Below are 19,276 nucleotides of genomic sequence, written 5' to 3'. Positions count from 1 at the left end.
GTCGTGATCACTTATTATTTTAACTCAATAGTCAGATTTTCTTTTTTTTTCGACTACACTAGCACCAAATTAGATTAATATGGAAGACATAGTCATCATTGGTAACGGAATTTCAGGTGCTACACTCGCGCGTCACATTCGGACAAAATCGAATTCAAAAATCACCATTATTTCTTCAGAGACTGAATTTTTCTTCTCGAGAACTGCTTTGATGTATGTGTTTATGGGCCATTTGAAATTTGAACATACTCAACCTTATGAAAATGACTTTTGGAAGAAAAACAATATCGACTTAATTCACAAGAGTGTGGATGAAGTTTTTCCAAAAGAAAAAGCACTATTGTTGTCCGACAATTCAACCATTAGGTTTGACAAATTGGTCCTTGCAACTGGTTCAAAACCAAATAAATTTGGCTGGCCTGGTCAAAACTTTAGCGGAGTAACAGGTTTGTATAGCAAACAAGATTTAGACCATTTGGAAAAATGGGCACCTACTACGAAACGAGCGGTAATTGTTGGCGGCGGTTTAATTGGAATTGAACTCGCCGAAATGCTCCGTTCCCGAGATATTCCTGTTACTTTTCTGGTTCGTGAAAAAAGTTTTTGGGATGGTATTTTACCTTTCGGCGAAAGCCAAATCATCAATCGACACATTATCGAGCATGAAATTGATTTACGTTTAGAAACCAATTTAGTCAAAATCTTATCCGATGAAAAAGGCCACGCTAGAGCCATCGTAACCGATAAAAACGAGACAATAGAATGTCAAATTGTGGGTTTAACCGCAGGCGTTTCTCCAAATATTGATTTTCTTAAAAATTCTGGAATTGAATTAGGTCATGGTGTAAAAGTAAATCGTTTTTTAGAAACCAACATTAAAGACATTTTTGCCATTGGAGATTGTGCCGAACAACACGCAGCCATTGGCTTGCGGCGCCCCATTGAAGCGGTGTGGTACACTGGTAGAATGATGGCCGAAGCGCTCGCACAAACATTGACCGGAAATCCAATACAATATAATCCTGGACATTGGTTCAACTCCGCAAAATTTTTAGACATTGAATACCAAACCTACGGATGGGTCTGGGCAAAACCTAAAGATTACGAAAAGCAATTTTATTGGGAACATACTGATGGCAAAAAAGCCATTCGCATTTCGTTTCACAAAGAAACAAGGGTATTTTTAGGTATTAATACTTTTGGAATTCGAATGCGACATGAGTTTTTTGACAAAATTCTTACCGATAATCAAACCGTAGATTATGTAATTCATCATTTGGCGAAAGCCAATTTCGATCCAGAATTTTTTACGGCTCACGAAAAAGAAATCAAAAAACAATTTAGAACCCAATTCGAAGGGATCCAAAAAATACAACAATGAGCAAATCAATAAAAAATAGTTCACTAGCTTCACATCAGAATAATGAATTAAACAGCGTTCAAAAGCTAGGTTTAGCAGCTGGTTTTATTGGGCTTTTTATTTTGGCATTAGCTTTATTTAATGTTTCATTTCCCAATAAAACACTTTGGTTGACTATTTCAATAGTAGCCATATTGGGTGGTATTGTTTTTTACGCCAACGCAACTTATCTAAAACGACCAAAAGGCATCAGTAACAATGGACTTTTTCATCAATCGTTGACTAACAGAGGAACATTTGCTTGGTGTATTGGCATTGTGTTGACTCTCTTTTATGTTGTTCTTTATTGGTTTCCAAAATATTTAGGTCTGGGAGAAAATGGAACTGTAAACAATGGAATTATTGGTTTTTTTGATCCTTTTAGTTTGCTTTTGAACGGAAAACCAGCCAGCCAGTGGTTTGTGTACGGAACATTCTACACCATGGCCATAGTGGGCTTGGGATACAAATTCATTTTGAAATACCGTCATAATAAATACCAGTTGGTACGAACCATATCGGTCATGTTTTTTCAATTGGGTTTCGCTTTTTTGATACCTGAAATTCTCGAAAAACTAAATCCGGAGAAGGCTTATTTTGCCAAAGACATTAAAAACATGTGGCCTCTGAACTATTATTTTTTTAATGATTGGCATTTAAAAGCATTACTGAATGGTGGCAATTTGGGAATGTTTATGTTAATTTTTGGAATTGCTATGATATTCATAATTTCTCCAATTTTGACCTATTTCTATGGTAAACGCTGGTATTGCTCTTGGGTTTGCGGATGTGGTGGATTGGCTGAAACCGCTGGCGATAGTTTCCGTCATTTGTCAAATTCGACACAAAAAGTTTGGAAATTAGAACGCTGGATGATCCATTTGGTTTTAGTGTTTTCATTTGTGATGACCATAGCCGTACTATTTACATTTTTATCCAATAATCCAGAAATGAGTTTTATTACTAAAGACCAATTTATCTACGGTATTGTGGCTTTTTTGATAGTTTTTACAGGAATTTTATATATTTTCAAACGCAATGATTTAGATGCTGATGCTAAATTTACGATGCTTTCCTTGGTTGCAATAATCATTATTTCTATCTTGGTAAATTTCTTTTCAGGAAATCAAAATATCCTTTTTATCGACAGTAATTCGCTTCGTGAATGGTATGGTTTTGCTATTGGTGCCGCTTTTAGTGGCGTTATTGGTGTGGGTTTTTATCCATTATTGGGAAATCGGGTTTGGTGTCGTTTTGGTTGTCCAATGGCAGCAATTCTAGGATTGCAACAACGTTTGTTCTCTAAATTCCGAATTACAACTAATGGCGGTCAATGTATTTCCTGTGGGAATTGCACTATACATTGCGAAATGGGAATTGACGTTCGTAGCTATGCTCAAAAAGGCGAAAATATAGTTCGTTCCTCATGTGTGGGTTGTGGAATTTGTTCTGCCGTTTGTCCTCGTGGTGTTTTAAAACTAGAAAATGACTCTCCTGCCGGAAGAATAAACACCAATGAAATTTTATTGGGGAACGATGTGAATTTGATGGAATTACTAAATAATAAAAAGTAAATGGCAATTATTAAAGTAATCATTCCCGCTTATAACGAAGAAAAAGCTATTGCAAAGGTGATTGCTGCCATTCCCAAGGATGTCTCTGAAATAATTGTTATCAGCAACAATTCTACAGATAATACTAGTAATGTTGCCAAAAATGCCGGAGCAACAGTTCTTGCCGAAAAGAAAATGGGATATGGTTATGCCTGTTTGAAAGGACTGGAATACCTTTCAAATCAGGAAATAAAGCCTGACATAGTGGTTTTTCTTGATGGCGATTTTTCTGATTTCCCTGAAGAATTAGCGCAATTAGTCGCTCCTATTATCGATAAAAATATTGATTTTGTTATTGGTTCCAGAGGCGCTACTCTGCGAGAAAGAGGATCTATGACTCCACAACAAGTTTTTGGAAATTGGCTAGCCTGCTTCTTGATGAAATTACTTTTTAGTTCAAAATTTACTGATTTAGGTCCTTTTAGAGCCATAAAATACAAAACGCTTTTAGTTTTGCAAATGGAAGATAAAACTTATGGATGGACAGTTGAAATGCAATTGAAAATTCTAAAACAGAATTTTACCTATATCGAAATTCCCGTTCGTTATAAAAATAGAATTGGCGTTTCTAAAGTTTCTGGAACAATCAAAGGAACCGTGTTGGCTGGGATAAAAATAATAAGTTGGATTTTTAAATATACTTTTAAATAAAATGTTGCTACTTTCTTACCTAATCCTTTTCGTATTCAGTTTCGCTATTGTGATCATTTTTGTCTACGGCCTAGCACAATTAAACTTACTTATCAATTATTTAAAAAGTAAAAAACAAATTGACCATTCTGAAAAATTTGATTTTACAAATCCTTCTGAAATTCCGTTTGTAACCATTCAACTACCTCTATTTAATGAAAAATATGTAGTGGAACGATTACTACGGACCATTGCAAAACTTGAATATCCTAAGGAAAAACTAGAAATTCAAGTCCTAGACGACAGCGATGATGACAGTATTCTAATCACAAAACAGGTAGTTGCAGAGCTGTCTCAAAATGGATTAAATATCAAGTACCTCTGTAGAACCAATCGAACGGGCTTCAAAGCTGGTGCCTTAAAAGAAGGCTTAATCTCTGCCAAAGGGGCATTTGTTGCGATTTTTGACGCCGATTTTGTACCTCAAAAAGACTGGCTTCTGCAAACCATTCCTTATTTTAAGGATCAAAGGATTGGTGTAGTACAAACCCGTTGGGGACATCTGAACCGTGATTATTCTGTTTTAACAAAAATACAAGCATTTGCACTTGACGCTCATTTTACCTTGGAGCAAGTCGGACGCAGTTCACAAACCCATTTTATAAATTTCAATGGAACGGCCGGAGTTTGGCGAAAAGAATGTATTCTTGATGCCGGAAATTGGGAAAGTGATACCCTGACAGAAGATCTGGATTTAAGTTATCGTGCTCAATTAAAAAAATGGAAATTCAAGTACTTAGAACATATTGTAACCCCTGCTGAACTACCGGCAATAATTAGTGCCGCGCGTTCACAACAATTTCGATGGAATAAAGGAGGCGCAGAAAATCTCAGAAAAATGTTTTTTAGAATCATAACAGCCAAAACAATGACTACAAAAAATAAAATTCACGGTATTTTACATCTTATGAATAGTTCACTATTTCTTGCTATTTTTGTCATGGCTTTATTGAGCGTTCCCGTTTTATACATCAAATCAAACTACGCAGCTCTTCAAACCTTTTTTGATGCCATGTTGTTTTTTATCATTACAACGATAATCTTTTTCTTCTATTATTGGATAGCGTTCAAAAACACGCAAGGAAATAATTTTTTTAAATTTACCCAATCATTTTTAACTTTTTATGTCATTGCCCTAGGCTTTTCATTTAACAATACAATAGCCGTTTTAGAAGGTTTATGGGGTAAAAAAAGTGAATTTATCAGAACTCCAAAATTAAATATCGAAGAGCAAAAAGACCATTGGCAGAAAAACACCTATATTTCGAAAAAAATCTCCAAAAAAGTACTCGCCGAAGGAATTTTGTCTGCCTATTTTCTTTTCGGGATTTATAGTAGTTTTACGCTCAACGATTATAGTTTGTTGCTATTACATCTCATGCTGTTTTGTGGTTTCGGCTTTGTATTCCTAAAATCTATTGCTGATACCAAATGAGTTTCACTCTTTCAAATACTATAAAATCATACTTCTTTCTAATTGTAAGCAGTCTGGTTTATGGCTATATTGGTTATGGACTGCAGCGAACCGAGTTTGTTTCTTTGGTTGTTTCATACTGTTTTTTGTTTCTTTTGGCGTACCAAATTATTCGTTTTCAAAAGGATAATTTGCCTTTTCTAATTGGAGCTGCATTGTTACTTCGATTGACTTTTATTTTGGCTTTGCCCAATTTATCTCAAGATTATTTCCGCTTTATTTGGGACGGAAGATTGATTTTACAAGGGTTAAATCCGTACATACATTTGCCAAAAGATTTGATCGCCAACCCTGATTTTGTACTTTCTCAAGCACAAGAATTAAGGAACGGCATGGGGACTTTAAGTGCTTCCCACTACTCCAATTATCCGCCAATCAATCAATTAATTTTTATGATCGCAGGCTTTTTGAGTACCAACTCTATTATTGGCGCAGCTGTTGTTCTTCGAACGCTAATCATCGCTGCTGATTTTGGAACATTTTATTTTGGAAGTAAATTATTGACTACATTAGGATTAGAAAAACACCGGGTTTTTTGGTACCTCTTAAATCCATTAGTCATTATTGAACTCACGGGAAACTTGCATTTTGAAGGTGTAATGGGTTTCTTTTTTGTTTGGAGCATGTACTTATTGCATCAAAACAAGTGGAAAGTAGCAGCATTGTTATTAGCCACATCAATTTCAATCAAGTTATTGCCGCTACTGATGTTGCCTTTATTTTTTCATAAACTGGGTTGGAAAAAAAGTGTCGGTTTTTACAGCATTGTTATTGGAGTAAACGCATTGTTGTTCTTGCCGTTCGTATCTCCTGAACTTATTGGAAATTATTCCAAAACAATTGGTCTTTGGTTTACTAATTTTGAATTCAATGCCAGTATTTATTATCTTATCCGTGAAATTGGTTTTTGGATTACCGGGTACAATACCATACAAATAACAGGAAAGATCATTCCGTTCCTGATGATTTTGTTTATACTGTACACATCGTTTTATGGTAAAAACGGTAGCACGTTGAATCTTTTCCAAAGTTTTTTACTCGTTCTGTCTCTCTATTTTTTTACTTCCACAACTGTTCACCCATGGTATGTTATTAATTTAGTTTTAATGGGTATTTTTACCAAATTCAATTTTCCATTGGTTTGGAGTTTAACCGTCATTTTAAGTTATAGTGCCTACACCAACCCAGTTTTCAAAGAGAACTTTTTGTTAATCGGTTTTGAATATGCTGCTGTATTTCTCTTCTTGCAATTTGAAAACAGTATCTTTTTGGGCTCTAAAAAAACAGTATCTTTGAAATTCTAAAACAACGGTAACAATTATTTATGGAAATTATCAAAGAAAATTCTAAAACCGTTCTCGAAAAATGGGTCAATCAATTCGGAGACGAACTTTTTTCATGGGCATTATACAAAACCTCTTCAAAGCAAACTGCCGAAGATTTGGTACAGGAAACTTTTTTGTCCGCATTTCATAAACTGGAAACTTTTCAAGGGAGAAGCCATCCTAAAACCTGGTTGTTTGCTATTCTAAACCATAAAGTGATCGATTATTATCGATTGAGTGCACAAACTACAAAACAAACGTTCCATTTAACCGAAAATAGCGGCTATGAACTTTCCGATGGATTATTCAACAAAACCGAAAACTGGAAAAGCAACGAAATAAACCCTATTTGGGATCAGGAAGAAGAGTTACTAGACAATCCTGAGTTCAATAAAGTTATGCAGAACTGTATGGACGAATTGCCTCAAAAATGGAAATATGCTCTAACTTCCAAATACTTAACAGATAAAAATGCCGAAGAAATTTGTCAGGAATTAGAAATAACCGTGTCTAATTATTGGCAGATAGTTCATAGGGCTAAACTATTATTAAAAAAATGTTTAGAACTGAAATGGATGCGTTAAATAGTACAATAATTATAATAAAACACTGATGCAAAAAGTAATGAATCTGATTGTAAACTCTTGTAAGAAAACAACAGAGCTAATGGACAAGCAACTGTTAACAGCATTATCTGTCAAAGAAAAAATGCAATTACAAGTGCACAAAACCATGTGTAAAACCTGTAGTGCCTACGAAAACCAATCAAAAATAATTGACAGTATCATTTGTAAATGGTTTACTGGAAGCGCGATAATAACCGTAAAATTGCCAGAAGATAAAAAAGCTAAAATTATTGAAGCAATAAAAGAAGCTTAGTTTTTCAGTTTTCTTCTCAGGAATTAAACGGCTGATTCATGGGTACTTTAGTTTAAAACAGAACCTATAATCCAAAAGAAAATCTTAAAAAATTGACTCCTAGCTTTATACCAAAAATATGAAGCGCTGAACCCCATAATTTATTTCGTAGCGGCCGTTTCAATGCGATCAAAGAAAGATAGTAATCCTATAAGAGGAGACCATTTAAAATTAAAATCTAAATTTTATATTGTTTTACCTCACCAAAAGAGTCTCAAAAGCCAAAAAACAGCAAATCAAAATCCTGAAAAAGTTTAAACTGCGAAACAGATAAATTAAAAATGCTACTTTAACGTATCACAATGTTACTTTTTTTGTCAAGAACAAAATAATGAAACTGTCATTTTTTACTTTTAACACCAATACAATGATTACAGAAAGAAAACAATACCAACTATTCGGAAATATAATTTTCGAAAAAGTGACAATCGAAGCACCTTTCAAAATTCCAAATCCAGTGCCTAATGAGGCTTGTTTTCTATACATGCTCGAAGGGCAAATAGACTACAAAACACAACAGAAAAGTATCTCCGTACCCGAAAATGAAGCTGTTTTACTCAAATGTGGTACTTATTTCAGTCAAATGAAAGGCAATATGCTTTCTAAAAATAGTCAGATCGTATTTGTTCATTTTCATCCCGAAATACTCAAAAAAATTTACGAAACCGATTTGCCTAAGATTTTTCAGCAACCAAAATTGATCAATCAAACTATTGATGTAACCCATATCAATACTGATTTTCTAATTCAAAAATACATTGAAGGTCTGCTGTTTTACTTTGACAATCCCATACTTATCAATGAAGACTTATTAGTCCTCAAATTAAAAGAAATCATTTTGTTATTGTGCCAAACAAAAAATGCGCCTGTTATTCAACAAATTTTATCTCAACTTTTTTCGCCTACCAGTTTTACATTCAAACAAGTTGTAGAAAGCTATTTTTATCAACACATAACCATTGATGAACTGGCGCAATTGACGAATTTAAGTCTTTCCTCCTTTAAACGAGAATTCAAAAAAAATTACACTGATAGTCCGGCGAATTATATTCGAAATAAAAAATTAGAAAAAGCGGCCGAACTTTTATCGATTTCAGATGAACGCATTACAAACATTGCTTTTGATTGTGGTTTCAACAATTTAGCCAATTTTTCGACACTTTTCCATGAAAAATACCGTCAAACACCATCGAATTTCCGATTGAACCAAATAGCCAAATAGTTGACCGAATTACAAAAGTTAAAGTTCAGTTTTAGTTGCACCTTTGTCCTATAAATAACAAATCCTAATTAATATAAAAACAAAAATTATGGCACATTTAAAATTAGAAAATAATCCAGTTTCTCCAATATCTCAAGCAATTTTTGACAACACTCAAAAAACACTAGGTTTTGTCCCTAATATGTACAAAAGCATGGGACAAAATCCAGCGCTCTTAGATACCTATATTTACGGTTACAATAGTTTTAGAGCTAATTCCGGTTTTAATTCTGTCGAACAAGAAGTTGTTTTTCTTTCGGTGGCTTATGAAAATAATTGTGAATATTGCACCGCAGCACACAGTTTTATTGCAGATAAAATGTCAAAAGTTCCGACCGACGTAACCAATGCCATCCGTGACGGAAAACAAGTTCCAGATCTAAAACTAGCCGCTTTGTCAAAACTTACGCGTTTGCTTACCGTAAACCGCGGAAATGTTGAACAAGATGAAGTTGATGAATTTTTAGCTGTAGGGTATACCGAAGCGCATGTTTTAGGGATTATTGCCGGAATAGCGGTAAAAACAATCAGCAACTATTCCAACCACAACACAAATCCAGTACTAGATGATGCTTTTGCAGGAAGAGTATGGAAAAAATAAAAATATTCTCCTTTCAAAAAAACCAATGCCGTTTCAATACTGCATTGGTTTTTTTTTAATAATCATATTTCAAAATAACTATGAAAACCGCAGATTTAAAACTTTCTATCATAACGGCATTACTAGTACCAAGTTATATGACTTTCATAATAGTAGCAGTCAATGGAGGTTTTGTCTCTAATTTTGCTCTAATGTCGGATGAACTTGCTTTAGCTCAAGCGGTTTTAATGCGGTTGCTTTTTTAAACGTACTCGATCCCTATTTTATAAATCGCTGTCATCAATTGATCCGTTTCAGTTAAGGCAACGATAATTTTTTGATAATGAGCAATATCGTCAAACTCCAGCTTTCTTTCTTTGCGGTCTTTGAGCCATTTTAGAGCCGTCTGATAACCAATAATGTAGCAATTCAAAGCCACCAACAAAGCTTTAATCCTATTGTAAAACCAATACTTTGTCATTGGCGGAAACAATACCGACATCATGAAAAGGGAAAATTTCGTTTATAAAAAACACCTCTAAAAGTGTGTTCAGTTGCATTACCCAATTTGTATTTTGCGTTAAGAATATCGATCTAATGTTATAAAGTCATTAAATTTAAATTTGAATAAATATAGAGATTGTGAAACAAAAAACTTTCATTTCTGTCAGGAAACAAAAAAACTTCTGTCTCTTTATTTAGACAACGATGAATATAGCTTAGCCAAAGAAAAAACAATTAACAAACCCTTTTCTTAGAAATAAAAAAAAGAAAGTCCAAATGAAGCTATTAGACAAATACATTCCTAAAAACAATCCTTTTTTGTTAGGATTTGGCATCAGTTTGATGGGTGCTTTGCCATTGGGTTACATCAATGTCATAAGTCTACAAATTTTATTGGAACAAGGAAGCTCAGCAGTTATTTCCTTTATTTCAGGAATTGTATTTATTGAGTTTTTTGTTTTAAAAGCAGTTAGTCTTGGTGCAAAATGGCTCGTAAAACAAAAACAATTATTGCTGTTTATTGATGTCTTTACGATTGTTTTCTTTACAGGAATAGCCTTTTATTTTTTGGTAAACATTGGCTCTGATAAAAATTTTACCTTGGCGCAACTTCGATTGGCACAGTTTCCTTTTATTTTAGGGTTACTTTTGAATAGTTTTAATTTTATTCAATGGCCGTATTGGTCGGGAATTTACATCTACCTCTTTCGAACTAAAAAATTAGATCCCCGTTGCAAGGACAACAGTATTTTTATTATCGGAGCCATGGCAGGTACATCAATAGGCATGCTGTTATTTGCTCATTTTGGAAAACAGGTACTAATTGAAAATAAAATTGAAATAAATCAGTATCTAAATGTTATTTTTGCTTTATTGTTTTTGGTTTTGGCAGGAATTCAAATTGCAAAACTTCTTATCAAAAGAAATAAACCAAGAAAAACACCAACAATTTCAAATTCTTAAAACAGAATAATTTTAAAATCACTAGTAGAAAATTCAGTACCAACAATTTTTAAAAAGATATAAAAATCCCAACTATGAACTTAAAAAATACAAAACCCGTACTCCTCTTTGATGTAAATGAAACCTTGTTAGACATGACGCCGCTGAAGAATGCGATCAACACTTTACTGGAAGAACCGCTGGCGTTCAAAATTTGGTTCGGAATGGTATTGCATCATTCGCTTGTGGATAATTGCACGAATCAATACCATGATTTTAGCACTATAGCGGCGGCGATGCTCAAAATGACAGCGACTTCTTTGAATAAAACGATAACCGAAGATGAAACTAAAAAAACACTCTCAGTAATTCGGAATTTGAAAGCATATCCCGATGTTTTAAAAGGCTTACAGCTGTTGAAAGAAAATGGTTTTAGATTAGCCACTTTGACAAATTCGCCTGAAAATCCCCTGAAAGAACAGTTAATTAATTCAAATCTGACAGATGTATTTGAGCTTGCGTTAAGTATTGATACCATTAAAAAATACAAACCAGACCCACAAACCTATGAATGGGCAGCAACTAAATTAGGTCAAGAACCGCAAAATATAATCATGATTGCAGCACACGGATGGGATTTAGCCGGCGCAATAAATGCCGGATTGCAAACTGGTTTCGTAGCACGTGAAGGCCAATCGTTGTATTCCCTTTCGGATAATCCTACCTTTCAAGCCAAAGATATTTATGAAATGGCGCTGGTTCTAATCGAAGAATACAAATAACGATTTACGAAAGCCAATAAAAAAAGGGAATTAATTTAAATTAATTCCCTTTTTTTAGTCTCTATCTAATGTGTTTTATTTTGTCTTTTCGATAAAGGATTTTTAAAAAAATTATCCAAATAGTTTTAGCTTGATTTCTTATTAATTCATGAAAAGTACGATTTCTTAATCGCACTTTTTTTAGGCCTATAAATTATCTCCTTTTGCCACTTTCAAAGCGAATTGTGCTTTATTAAAATCAGAAATGATTTTTAAATAATCAAGTTGTGCCTGTAAGTTAAATTGCTGCGCCTGATAAACTTCAAAAGGTTCTGCCGTTCCTATTTTTTGACGTTCAATGCTTTGATTTACGGCTTCGGTTGCAAAGGCCAATGCTTGTTTTACAACTGGAATTTGCGCTGCTGCCATTTGAATTTCAGTAGTTGCCAAGGTAATTTCCTGCTGATACTGATTCTTAAATTGGGCAACTTTATTGTGCTGCAAATCAACTCTTGCTTTTCCTTTTTTACTATCGCCTTGGTATGAAAATCGCCCAAAAGGAATATCCCAAAGCAAGGACGCGTTGACCTGATAGGTTGTGTACAAATTATCCGAGTACCTCCCAAATGTACCGTTGTCAGCACCAATTCGCAGTTTTGGCAACAACAATCCTTGATTTACTGTTTTATTTTCGGTTTTCAATGCTTCTAATTCTGATTGTAATCCTAAATATTGAGGATGCCTTTCAAGTGTGTTTTCTTCTGTTAATATCGGAGTTAACGCCAAGGGAAGTAAGTTTGTTTCGGTACTGATCAGCTGGGTTTGTTGTTCCAAATTTAAAAGATTAGACAGCAATGCGGATTTTTTTTGCCATCCTATTTTTGCCTGAAACATTTCAATTTTTAAGTGATTGAAGTTGCTGCTAGCCAATAAATATTCCGATTGATACCGCAATCCGGCATCAACCTGAATTTTTAACTGTTGGGACAAAGTATCGGCTTGATGGACAAATCGCTGCAAGAAAACATATTTTAATTGCTTGTTTTGCATATCAAAATACACTTCAATAGTCCGAAGTATTGCTTTGTTTTTTTCGGCAGTACTAAAATAATCGGCGGCCTGTACTTTTTGTTTGGCAGCCAATGTCTGGTAGATGCCTTTGCTAAAATCTATTTCAGCACTGATTCCCAATCCAGCCCAAAGATTGTTTTGCTCTACATCAGTAAATATTCTGCCATCGGCATTCATTGCGGCACCACTTAAATAATGGGTAGTAAATCCGGCATACAGATTGGGCAACCACCATTCTTTGGCTTTAGCTTGTTCGGCAACTGCCAATTGGTATTTTAATTGATATTCCTGAACAGTAAGACTGTTTGCTCCTGATAATTGCATGACTGTTTCCAAATTTATCGGAAATTTTTCTTGCGCATGTGTCGTGGATAAAAATACAACCATAAACACTACTCCTACGAGCTGTCGCATTGGTTTCATAAAGTTTAATTTCGATATTTTCATTTTTTTTATTTTAAAATAGGTGTGACAATTTGTCCTTCATTTACCAATCCTTTTCCATTTGTGATAACCTGTGTTTTTGGAGTGATTTCGGCATTGATTACCTCAAAATAATCCTTGTCTGACAATCCTATTTTAACAGGCAAACGTTTTACCACATTGTTTTCTACTACTAATACAAATACTTCATTGTTAGTATTTACTTTGGTAATAATAGGCAATGATAAAATACAGGCCCTACTTTGAATACGTAGCAAGACTTTGGCATACATTCCTGTTATTATTTTCTCTTCGCTGTTTTCTATGTCGATTTCGACTTGCATCGTCCCGGAGCTACTATCAAGTACTCCCGAAGTTCTACTAATGGTTGCCGTATAGGTTTCACCTGATAATTCTGGAAAAGTAACCTGCACCCCTACACCGGTTTTTATGGCAACAGCATCTGATTCTGGCACAGTAAGGGTGAGCCGAACAGGATTTACTTCCTGAATTTCAACAATGGCTTTGGGGTTCACTTCCTCTAATCCGTTTTGCAACATTGCGCCATTATCCACAAAACGCTTGCTGATGATTCCGGAAAAAGGTGCTTTTATCGTTAGAAATGAAATCCTGCTTTCGATGGCAATTAAACTTGCTTTTGAAACTAAAAAGTCAGCCTCGGCACTTTCCACGAGCTGGATTGGTGTTAAGGCCGGAGTTTTCTCAAAAACAGTTTTTAAGCGATTATAAATTATTTTTTTTGCCTGAAATTTGGCTCTTAACTTTATTTGCTCTTGTATTAATACTGGATTTTTCAACACGGCAATCGTTTCTCCTTTTGAAACTTTGTCCCCAATATCTTTTGAAATACGGGACAAGACCCCACTTTCCATAGCATAAATTGTGACCATTTGATTGGGTTTTGCTATTCCTGTGATTAAAACCTCAGCTGTAAATGATCTGTTCTGGGGCAACTCTACCGTAACCTTTTGAACGTTATCTACTTTTTTATCCAAATTATTTTTGACTTGATTTTCATTTTTGCAAGCTGAAAATAATAATCCAACTAGTAACAGAAAGATTCCTTGTTTTATATTTAATAGTGATTTCATGATTTTTAATTTTTTGCGATGAGGGAATAAAAGATAGGAATAATGTAAAGCGTGATGAGCATAGCCATAAATGTTCCGCCAATGACTACAATTGCTAGTGGAACATTCGCTTCTGAACCTGGATTGGTTGCTAAAGCTGTTGGCAGTAATCCTAAAATAGTGGTCGAAGCGGTCATTAATACAGGTCTAAAACGGTCTGAAGATCCTCCGATAATGGCTTCTTGTTTTGATTTACCTTCTATTAATAAAGCATTGATTCGATCGACCAAAATGTTTCCGTAAGAAACCGAAATTCCCACCATCATAATAATTCCCATAATGGCTTGAATGCTCATATAAGTTCCGGTAATCCACATTAAAATAGCCACTCCTATAATCCCAAAAGGAAAGCTAAGAATGATGATTAACGGTTTTCTGAACGATCTAAAAAGTGGCGTAATGATTAAAAAAGCCAGTATAACTGCCAGTGCTAATCCCATTCCCAAACTGCTAAACGACTCTTTAATAATAGCAACTTCTCCCTAAAAATTGACTTCATAACCTAAAGGAACATTCATATTGCTGATTATTTCTTGAATTTCATCAGAAACACTTCCTACATCTTTGCCTTCTACATTGGCGTAGACATTAAATTCACGGGTAAGCTTGTGATGGTTTATTTCCACAGGGTTTGAGCCATCGGTAATTTTAGCAAAATTGCGAAACGGAATGGTTTTGTCTTGTAAACTGCTTCCAACACCTACGTTTTCTAACACAAATTGATTGTTTATTTCACTCTCCGGATAGGTAACACCAACATAATAGTGGTTTCCGTTACGTTCATCGATCCAAAAAGATTTGTTGAAAGTAACAGATGAATTTAAGCTCGAAACCATATTTTTAATTGCATCAACGGGTTCAACGCCCAATGATGCTGCTTTTATTCGATCAATATTAATATTTTTGGCGGGCTGATCCAATCGCTGCAACACCCGAACGTCTCTGGTGGCAGAAAGTGATGCGATAGTATCCCTAATGTTTTCGGCCAATTGGCGTAAAACTTTTAAGTCATTCCCTTTGACCTGAATGTCTATTGGAGCTGGTTTTCCTTCGTTCAAAGCGGCGGTAATCATGCCTCCGGTATTAAAACTGACTTCTACTCCCGGGAATTTTTGGTGAAACAATTTTCGCAAACGAGAAGCATATTCAAACGTACTGGTTTGATGACTTTCTTTGAGCTGTAATCCTATAAAAGCATCTTGAGTTCCAGAATTTGGCGTGTAAGCCGCCGGCAAATCATAAAAAACGCCTACATTTCCAATAATTTGTTCCAAATCATCAGCCGTTTCCTTTCGAATAACCTGCTCCATTTTGGCAATCGTGGCATTGGTATTTTGCAGGGTTGTACCAGATTCCATACGTACCATAATTTCCATTTGACCCACATCCGATTGCGGAAATAATTCGTATCCGGTATTTTTCAGTATAAAAATTGAAAGAATAAAAAGCACTATTGTTATCGCTAAAATTGGCATCCTAAATTTCAGAACTGTGGGTAAACTGTTTTGGTATTTTTCTCCCAACCGATCAATATAGCGTTGAAATTTTCCTAAAAAGTTTTTCTTTGGTTTTTCATCTGATTTTAGCAATTGATTTCTATAGAAAAAAGCTGCCATCAAGGGAATCAACGTCAGAGCGAAAAGATAAGAACCTATCATAGCTCCGGCAACGGTTATGGCTAAAGGCGAAAAAAGAAACTTTGTAATTCCTGTTAAAAATAATACCGGAAAGAAGACGACTATAATTACCAAAGTCGAAGCCAATACCGGATTTGCGACTTCTAGTGCGGCATCCTTTGCTGCTACACTAGAACTTTTACCCATTTTTAAATGCTTGTCGATATTTTCTAATACTACTATGGAATTATCCACCAAAAGTCCCAATACTAAAGCCAATCCTCCCAAGGTGATGCTGTTAATAGCTTGTCCCGAAATAGACAGCACAATAAAGGCAAACAAAACTGAAAGTGGTAAACTGATCGCGACAATCAATGCAGATTTAAAGTTTCCTAAAAACAAGACCAAAATGATTACTACTAAAATCAAACCGCCCAAACCCGCATCTTCTAAACCAGAAATTGCATTTTTTACATACGAAGATTGATCAAAAATTACGTTCAATTTGACATCCTCGGGCATTCGTTCTTTCAAATCTGGCAAAGCTGCTTTTACGGCCTCTACGGCAGCAATCGTATTGGCTCCCGGACGTTTAAAAATAGGCAAATACACTTGCTGTTTCCCGTCCACTCGGGCAATATTGGTTTGAATTGCGCTGGCATCTTTGGTTTGTCCAATATCCTTTATAAAGATGGGTTTTCCGTTTTTATGCGTAATTACGATGTCGTCAAAATCTTTTACATCCACAATAAGTCCTTTGGCATCTACACCATAACTTATGGTTCCAATTTGGGCAATTCCAGAAGGAATCATGGTTGTGTTTTTTTGAATAGCATCCGAAACTTCTGTTTGAGAAATTCCCAAAGCTTCCATTTTTAAAGGATCAACATACACATAAATCATACGCAGGGAACCACCGTAAGCCGCAGGAGCAACGATACCTTCTACGCCGCTTAACATCTGGCGTAAGTTCAAATAGGCCACATCATACAATTCTTTTCCGCTTTTTACATCACTGCTTACGGTGAGTAACATCAATGGTTTTGAAGCCGTAGGATCGAAAGGCTGAATCATTGGAGGCATTGTTCCCGGTGGCTGATAATACATATCGCTTACCGCATAAGAAGAAGTGTTTGCCATAGCTTCGGCGGGGTCGACATCTTCTCCATAAAAATTGGTAACAACACTAACGCCCATAATACTTTTAGAGAGTTGTTTTTCAATTCCGGGCGACTGACCGGTCCAGCGCTCCATTCGGCTGGTAATGTCTTTTTCGACTACTTCGGCTGGCATTCCCGGATAAAGGGTAATAATTTGCATCGCCGATTTTTTGAATTGTGGCAGTATGTCCACAGGCATTCGAGGGATAAGTACCCCGGCAATTACCGCTACGATAATGGAAAAGACCAGTACCAAATAGGGGTTTTTGAAAGCTATTTTAATCATTATTTGTGCTTTAGTTTAAAAGTTGTTTTGATAAATGCCATAGCATAATGCGCTGTAAACAATAGTAAAACACTACTGAAACAGGCATAAAAAGATACACCTTTCTGAATGTAAAGGGAATAAAGGCTATTCCAATCTGTAGAAAAGGATTAAACTATAGGAGGTCCGCGATGCGGATGGTTTGAAATAATGCTTGCCGAACGGCAATTGGGTTCTTCAAGAAATAAATGAGGCTTTATTACTTTTGAATTGAATATAAATTCAAAATTAGAAGTGATTACTACAAAAGGACTAACGGCCAAAATCAGACTGTCAAATTGTGGTTGTTGAAACTTAGCTGATTTTAAAACCTCTTGTTTGCAGTCCATTGGTGGCCAAATAACGGATTGTTTACCCGTATATTGTCTTCTCAATTCGCAATTTGAAATTTCTTTATGATCTGGATCTCTCGAATGATCCGGTTCACCTAATGGATGTGCTAAACAGATTAATTGCCATGGAAATAGAATTATTCCCATCAAAAAAAGCAATAGTATGGATTTTTGTTTTTGCATTGTGGTAAATTTACCAAAAATTGTCTAGATAGAAAAGCAATAGTTGGACTATCTGTTTGAACGTTTTCTGCCACACATTTCTTCTCATCAAATCTTAATAAAAAACAACTAGTTTCAAAAAATGATTTTAACATCCACTTCGATTCAGATTGTGCGGTCAAAATTTGCTCATAAAAGATTTTCATTCTTCTAAAAAAGCATTTACATTTTGCTTGCCAACCTGAGCAAACTTATTGCTTTATTTATTTGGAAGAAGAATATTTTTTAAAGTGAGTTTGATTTGAAAAAAGAATATAAGTCAGTAATCCTTAATTTATTTTTGAAAGAGCATCGCTATTGAATTCATACAATAACGCAAGCCTGTTGGGTTAGGCCCATCGTCAAAAAGATGTCCTAAATGACCTTCACAACGGGCGCAGATAATTTCACCACGAACCATTCCTAAGCTTTTATCAACTACCTCTATCACTCGATTATTATTAATTGGCGCATAAAAACTTGGCCAGCCAGTTCCTGAATTAAACTTTGTTTCCGAGGAAAACAGTGGTAATTTGCACCCTGCACAAAAATAATTGCCTTTTTTATGATTGCTATCAAATTCATTTTGGAAAGGAGCTTCTGTCTCTTTTTTACGCAAAATATAATATTGATTTTCGGTTAAATCTCTTTTCCATTCTTTATCTGTTTTTATAACTTTGTTTAAAGAAGTATCATTCAGCGACAATGCTTGTTCCTGAACCATGCTGACTGGAACGATTTCACTTTTATCCCCATTGAATTGCTTACAGGCTATAAATCCTAGTGCAACAGCAGGCCATAATAATAGATGTTGGTATACTTTCATGACTTTACAATTTAGGTTTTAATTTTCCTCTGTATGTTTTCTTAAAAAGATTATATCTTGGAATAGATACGGCTTTAACATAAGATTGGTTTGGATTTTTTTCTATATAATCCTGATGGTATTTTTCCGCTTCATAAAAATCCATAATGGGTTTTACCTCGGTCACTATTGAATTAGGAAAAACTTTAGTTGCCGTAAGTTGTTTTACTTTATCCTGTATTATTTTTTTCTCTTCGGCATTTTTATAAAAGGCAATAGAGCGATAAGAGGAACCCCTATCCGGTCCTTGCTGATTAGCTGTTGTTGGATCATGTGAGGCAAAAAATACGGTCACTAATTCTTTAAAAGAGATTCTCTTAGGATCATAATAAACCGCGACTGCCTCAGCATGTCCTGTTCGGTTAGTGCCTACTTGCTCATAAGAAGGATTCTTCATTGTCCCTCCAGAATAACCAGACACTGCTTTGTCAACTCCTATAACGGCTTCAAATATGTGCTCACTACACCAAAAACATCCTTCGGCAAAAACAGCAATAGCTTTACCTTTTTCAGGTTCTAAAGATAGCTTTTTAGTTTGTGCGTTAGAATTGCAACTTAAAATCGCAAAAAACATTAGGACGTACATTGCTAATTTCATTTTCATATTTTATCTATTTTTATTAATTTACGATAATTTATGTGTTATGGTTTAAAAAACTTTAAGT

18 protein-coding genes and 1 pseudogene are annotated in these 19,276 nt (G+C 35.1%); 12 read left to right on the top strand and 7 right to left on the bottom strand.

Annotation, left to right across the window (positions count from 1 at the left end):
• The first annotated feature begins 79 nt into the window (after nucleotides 1-79).
• From EKM02_RS00300 to EKM02_RS14715, 10 genes are all read left to right on the top strand, one after another.
• Nucleotides 80-1,381 (top strand): NAD(P)/FAD-dependent oxidoreductase, encoded by a 1,302-nt coding sequence (locus tag EKM02_RS00300; protein ID WP_126451490.1) that lies wholly within the window; start codon nucleotides 80-82, stop codon nucleotides 1,379-1,381.
• Nucleotides 1,378-2,973 carry a 4Fe-4S binding protein gene (locus EKM02_RS00295; protein ID WP_126451489.1) on the top strand — a complete coding sequence of 532 codons (1,596 nt, stop codon included), beginning with the start codon at nucleotides 1,378-1,380 and terminating at the stop codon, nucleotides 2,971-2,973. Before EKM02_RS00300 ends, EKM02_RS00295 begins: the two co-directional genes overlap by 4 nt.
• Nucleotides 2,974-3,663 carry a glycosyltransferase family 2 protein gene (locus EKM02_RS00290; protein WP_126451488.1) on the top strand — a complete coding sequence of 230 codons (690 nt, stop codon included), beginning with the start codon at nucleotides 2,974-2,976 and terminating at the stop codon, nucleotides 3,661-3,663.
• A gap of 1 nt (nucleotide 3,664) precedes the next feature.
• The gene (locus EKM02_RS00285) at nucleotides 3,665-5,137 is read left to right on the top strand and encodes a cellulose synthase family protein (RefSeq protein ID WP_199878449.1); all 1,473 of its coding nucleotides are present in this window, start codon (nucleotides 3,665-3,667) and stop codon (nucleotides 5,135-5,137) included.
• Nucleotides 5,134-6,480: a mannosyltransferase gene (locus EKM02_RS00280; protein WP_126451487.1), complete on the top strand. Its 1,347-nt coding sequence runs from the start codon at nucleotides 5,134-5,136 to the stop codon at nucleotides 6,478-6,480. Before EKM02_RS00285 ends, EKM02_RS00280 begins: the two co-directional genes overlap by 4 nt.
• Before the next feature lie 20 nt (nucleotides 6,481-6,500).
• Nucleotides 6,501-7,085, top strand: coding sequence for a sigma-70 family RNA polymerase sigma factor (locus EKM02_RS00275; RefSeq protein WP_126451486.1), 585 nt, complete (start codon nucleotides 6,501-6,503; stop codon nucleotides 7,083-7,085).
• A 28-nt stretch (nucleotides 7,086-7,113) separates the two neighbouring features.
• Nucleotides 7,114-7,380 carry a hypothetical protein gene (locus tag EKM02_RS00270; protein ID WP_126451485.1) on the top strand — a complete coding sequence of 89 codons (267 nt, stop codon included), beginning with the start codon at nucleotides 7,114-7,116 and terminating at the stop codon, nucleotides 7,378-7,380.
• A 406-nt stretch (nucleotides 7,381-7,786) separates the two neighbouring features.
• Nucleotides 7,787-8,641, top strand: coding sequence for a helix-turn-helix transcriptional regulator (locus tag EKM02_RS00265; RefSeq protein ID WP_126451484.1), 855 nt, complete (start codon nucleotides 7,787-7,789; stop codon nucleotides 8,639-8,641).
• 88 nt (nucleotides 8,642-8,729) lie between these two features.
• Entirely contained in the window at nucleotides 8,730-9,281 is a 552-nt protein-coding gene (locus EKM02_RS00260; RefSeq protein WP_126451483.1) for a carboxymuconolactone decarboxylase family protein, read from the top strand.
• 80 nt (nucleotides 9,282-9,361) lie between these two features.
• The gene (locus tag EKM02_RS14715) at nucleotides 9,362-9,526 is read left to right on the top strand and encodes a hypothetical protein (RefSeq protein WP_158614710.1); all 165 of its coding nucleotides are present in this window, start codon (nucleotides 9,362-9,364) and stop codon (nucleotides 9,524-9,526) included.
• Here EKM02_RS14715 and EKM02_RS00255 read toward each other — a convergent pair.
• Complete coding sequence (locus tag EKM02_RS00255) at nucleotides 9,523-9,765, bottom strand: hypothetical protein (protein ID WP_126451482.1); 243 nt, start codon at nucleotides 9,763-9,765, stop codon at nucleotides 9,523-9,525. The genes EKM02_RS14715 and EKM02_RS00255 overlap by 4 nt on opposite strands.
• A gap of 275 nt (nucleotides 9,766-10,040) precedes the next feature.
• Here EKM02_RS00255 and EKM02_RS00250 point away from each other — a divergent pair, with 275 nt between their 5' ends.
• Nucleotides 10,041-10,727 (top strand): hypothetical protein, encoded by a 687-nt coding sequence (locus EKM02_RS00250; protein ID WP_126451481.1) that lies wholly within the window; start codon nucleotides 10,041-10,043, stop codon nucleotides 10,725-10,727.
• A gap of 74 nt (nucleotides 10,728-10,801) precedes the next feature.
• Nucleotides 10,802-11,488, top strand: coding sequence for a haloacid dehalogenase type II (locus EKM02_RS00245; protein ID WP_126451480.1), 687 nt, complete (start codon nucleotides 10,802-10,804; stop codon nucleotides 11,486-11,488).
• 186 nt (nucleotides 11,489-11,674) lie between these two features.
• Here EKM02_RS00245 and EKM02_RS00240 read toward each other — a convergent pair whose 3' ends face one another.
• From EKM02_RS00240 to msrA, 6 genes and pseudogenes are all read right to left on the bottom strand, one after another.
• Complete coding sequence (locus EKM02_RS00240; protein ID WP_126451479.1) at nucleotides 11,675-12,985, bottom strand: TolC family protein; 1,311 nt, start codon at nucleotides 12,983-12,985, stop codon at nucleotides 11,675-11,677.
• Between the two features lie 5 nt (nucleotides 12,986-12,990).
• The gene (locus tag EKM02_RS00235; RefSeq protein WP_126451478.1) at nucleotides 12,991-14,073 is read right to left on the bottom strand and encodes an efflux RND transporter periplasmic adaptor subunit; all 1,083 of its coding nucleotides are present in this window, start codon (nucleotides 14,071-14,073) and stop codon (nucleotides 12,991-12,993) included.
• A 5-nt stretch (nucleotides 14,074-14,078) separates the two neighbouring features.
• Nucleotides 14,079-17,174: pseudogene (locus EKM02_RS00225) on the bottom strand (efflux RND transporter permease subunit).
• Between the two features lie 149 nt (nucleotides 17,175-17,323).
• Nucleotides 17,324-17,728: a hypothetical protein gene (locus EKM02_RS00220; RefSeq protein ID WP_126451475.1), complete on the bottom strand. Its 405-nt coding sequence runs from the start codon at nucleotides 17,726-17,728 to the stop codon at nucleotides 17,324-17,326.
• Nucleotides 17,729-18,041: 313 nt separating this feature from the next.
• Nucleotides 18,042-18,572: a peptide-methionine (R)-S-oxide reductase MsrB gene (msrB, locus tag EKM02_RS00215; protein ID WP_126451474.1), complete on the bottom strand. Its 531-nt coding sequence runs from the start codon at nucleotides 18,570-18,572 to the stop codon at nucleotides 18,042-18,044.
• Between the two features lie 4 nt (nucleotides 18,573-18,576).
• On the bottom strand, nucleotides 18,577-19,215 hold the full coding sequence (msrA, locus tag EKM02_RS00210; RefSeq protein WP_126451473.1) for a peptide-methionine (S)-S-oxide reductase MsrA: 639 nt from the start codon (nucleotides 19,213-19,215) through the stop codon (nucleotides 18,577-18,579).
• Nucleotides 19,216-19,276: the final 61 nt, after the last annotated feature.

It is taken from the genome of Flavobacterium sp. RSP49 (genome assembly GCF_003968735.1).
In the GTDB taxonomy this organism is placed as follows: Bacteria; Bacteroidota; Bacteroidia; order Flavobacteriales; family Flavobacteriaceae; genus Flavobacterium.
Note: the sequence above shows the minus strand (reverse complement) of the source record. Positions and strands in the feature narration are given on the sequence as shown.

What these genes read in the sequence shown, in the direction of transcription:
- EKM02_RS00220 (WP_126451475.1), bottom strand. Translation starts at nt 17,728, where the DNA reads ATGCAAAAACAAAAATCCATACTATTGCTTTTTTTGATGGGAATAATT.
- EKM02_RS00240 (WP_126451479.1), bottom strand. Translation starts at nt 12,985, where the DNA reads ATGAAAATATCGAAATTAAACTTTATGAAACCAATGCGACAGCTCGTA.
- EKM02_RS00250 (WP_126451481.1), top strand. Translation starts at nt 10,041, where the DNA reads ATGAAGCTATTAGACAAATACATTCCTAAAAACAATCCTTTTTTGTTA.
- EKM02_RS00260 (WP_126451483.1), top strand. Translation starts at nt 8,730, where the DNA reads ATGGCACATTTAAAATTAGAAAATAATCCAGTTTCTCCAATATCTCAA.
- EKM02_RS00255 (WP_126451482.1), bottom strand. Translation starts at nt 9,765, where the DNA reads ATGATGTCGGTATTGTTTCCGCCAATGACAAAGTATTGGTTTTACAAT.
- msrA (WP_126451473.1), bottom strand. Translation starts at nt 19,215, where the DNA reads ATGAAAATGAAATTAGCAATGTACGTCCTAATGTTTTTTGCGATTTTA.
- msrB (WP_126451474.1), bottom strand. Translation starts at nt 18,572, where the DNA reads ATGAAAGTATACCAACATCTATTATTATGGCCTGCTGTTGCACTAGGA.
- EKM02_RS00275 (WP_126451486.1), top strand. Translation starts at nt 6,501, where the DNA reads ATGGAAATTATCAAAGAAAATTCTAAAACCGTTCTCGAAAAATGGGTC.
- EKM02_RS00280 (WP_126451487.1), top strand. Translation starts at nt 5,134, where the DNA reads ATGAGTTTCACTCTTTCAAATACTATAAAATCATACTTCTTTCTAATT.
- EKM02_RS00295 (WP_126451489.1), top strand. Translation starts at nt 1,378, where the DNA reads ATGAGCAAATCAATAAAAAATAGTTCACTAGCTTCACATCAGAATAAT.
- EKM02_RS00290 (WP_126451488.1), top strand. Translation starts at nt 2,974, where the DNA reads ATGGCAATTATTAAAGTAATCATTCCCGCTTATAACGAAGAAAAAGCT.
- EKM02_RS00285 (WP_199878449.1), top strand. Translation starts at nt 3,665, where the DNA reads ATGTTGCTACTTTCTTACCTAATCCTTTTCGTATTCAGTTTCGCTATT.
- EKM02_RS00245 (WP_126451480.1), top strand. Translation starts at nt 10,802, where the DNA reads ATGAACTTAAAAAATACAAAACCCGTACTCCTCTTTGATGTAAATGAA.
- EKM02_RS00300 (WP_126451490.1), top strand. Translation starts at nt 80, where the DNA reads ATGGAAGACATAGTCATCATTGGTAACGGAATTTCAGGTGCTACACTC.
- EKM02_RS00265 (WP_126451484.1), top strand. Translation starts at nt 7,787, where the DNA reads ATGATTACAGAAAGAAAACAATACCAACTATTCGGAAATATAATTTTC.
- EKM02_RS00270 (WP_126451485.1), top strand. Translation starts at nt 7,114, where the DNA reads ATGCAAAAAGTAATGAATCTGATTGTAAACTCTTGTAAGAAAACAACA.
- EKM02_RS00235 (WP_126451478.1), bottom strand. Translation starts at nt 14,073, where the DNA reads ATGAAATCACTATTAAATATAAAACAAGGAATCTTTCTGTTACTAGTT.
- EKM02_RS14715 (WP_158614710.1), top strand. Translation starts at nt 9,362, where the DNA reads ATGAAAACCGCAGATTTAAAACTTTCTATCATAACGGCATTACTAGTA.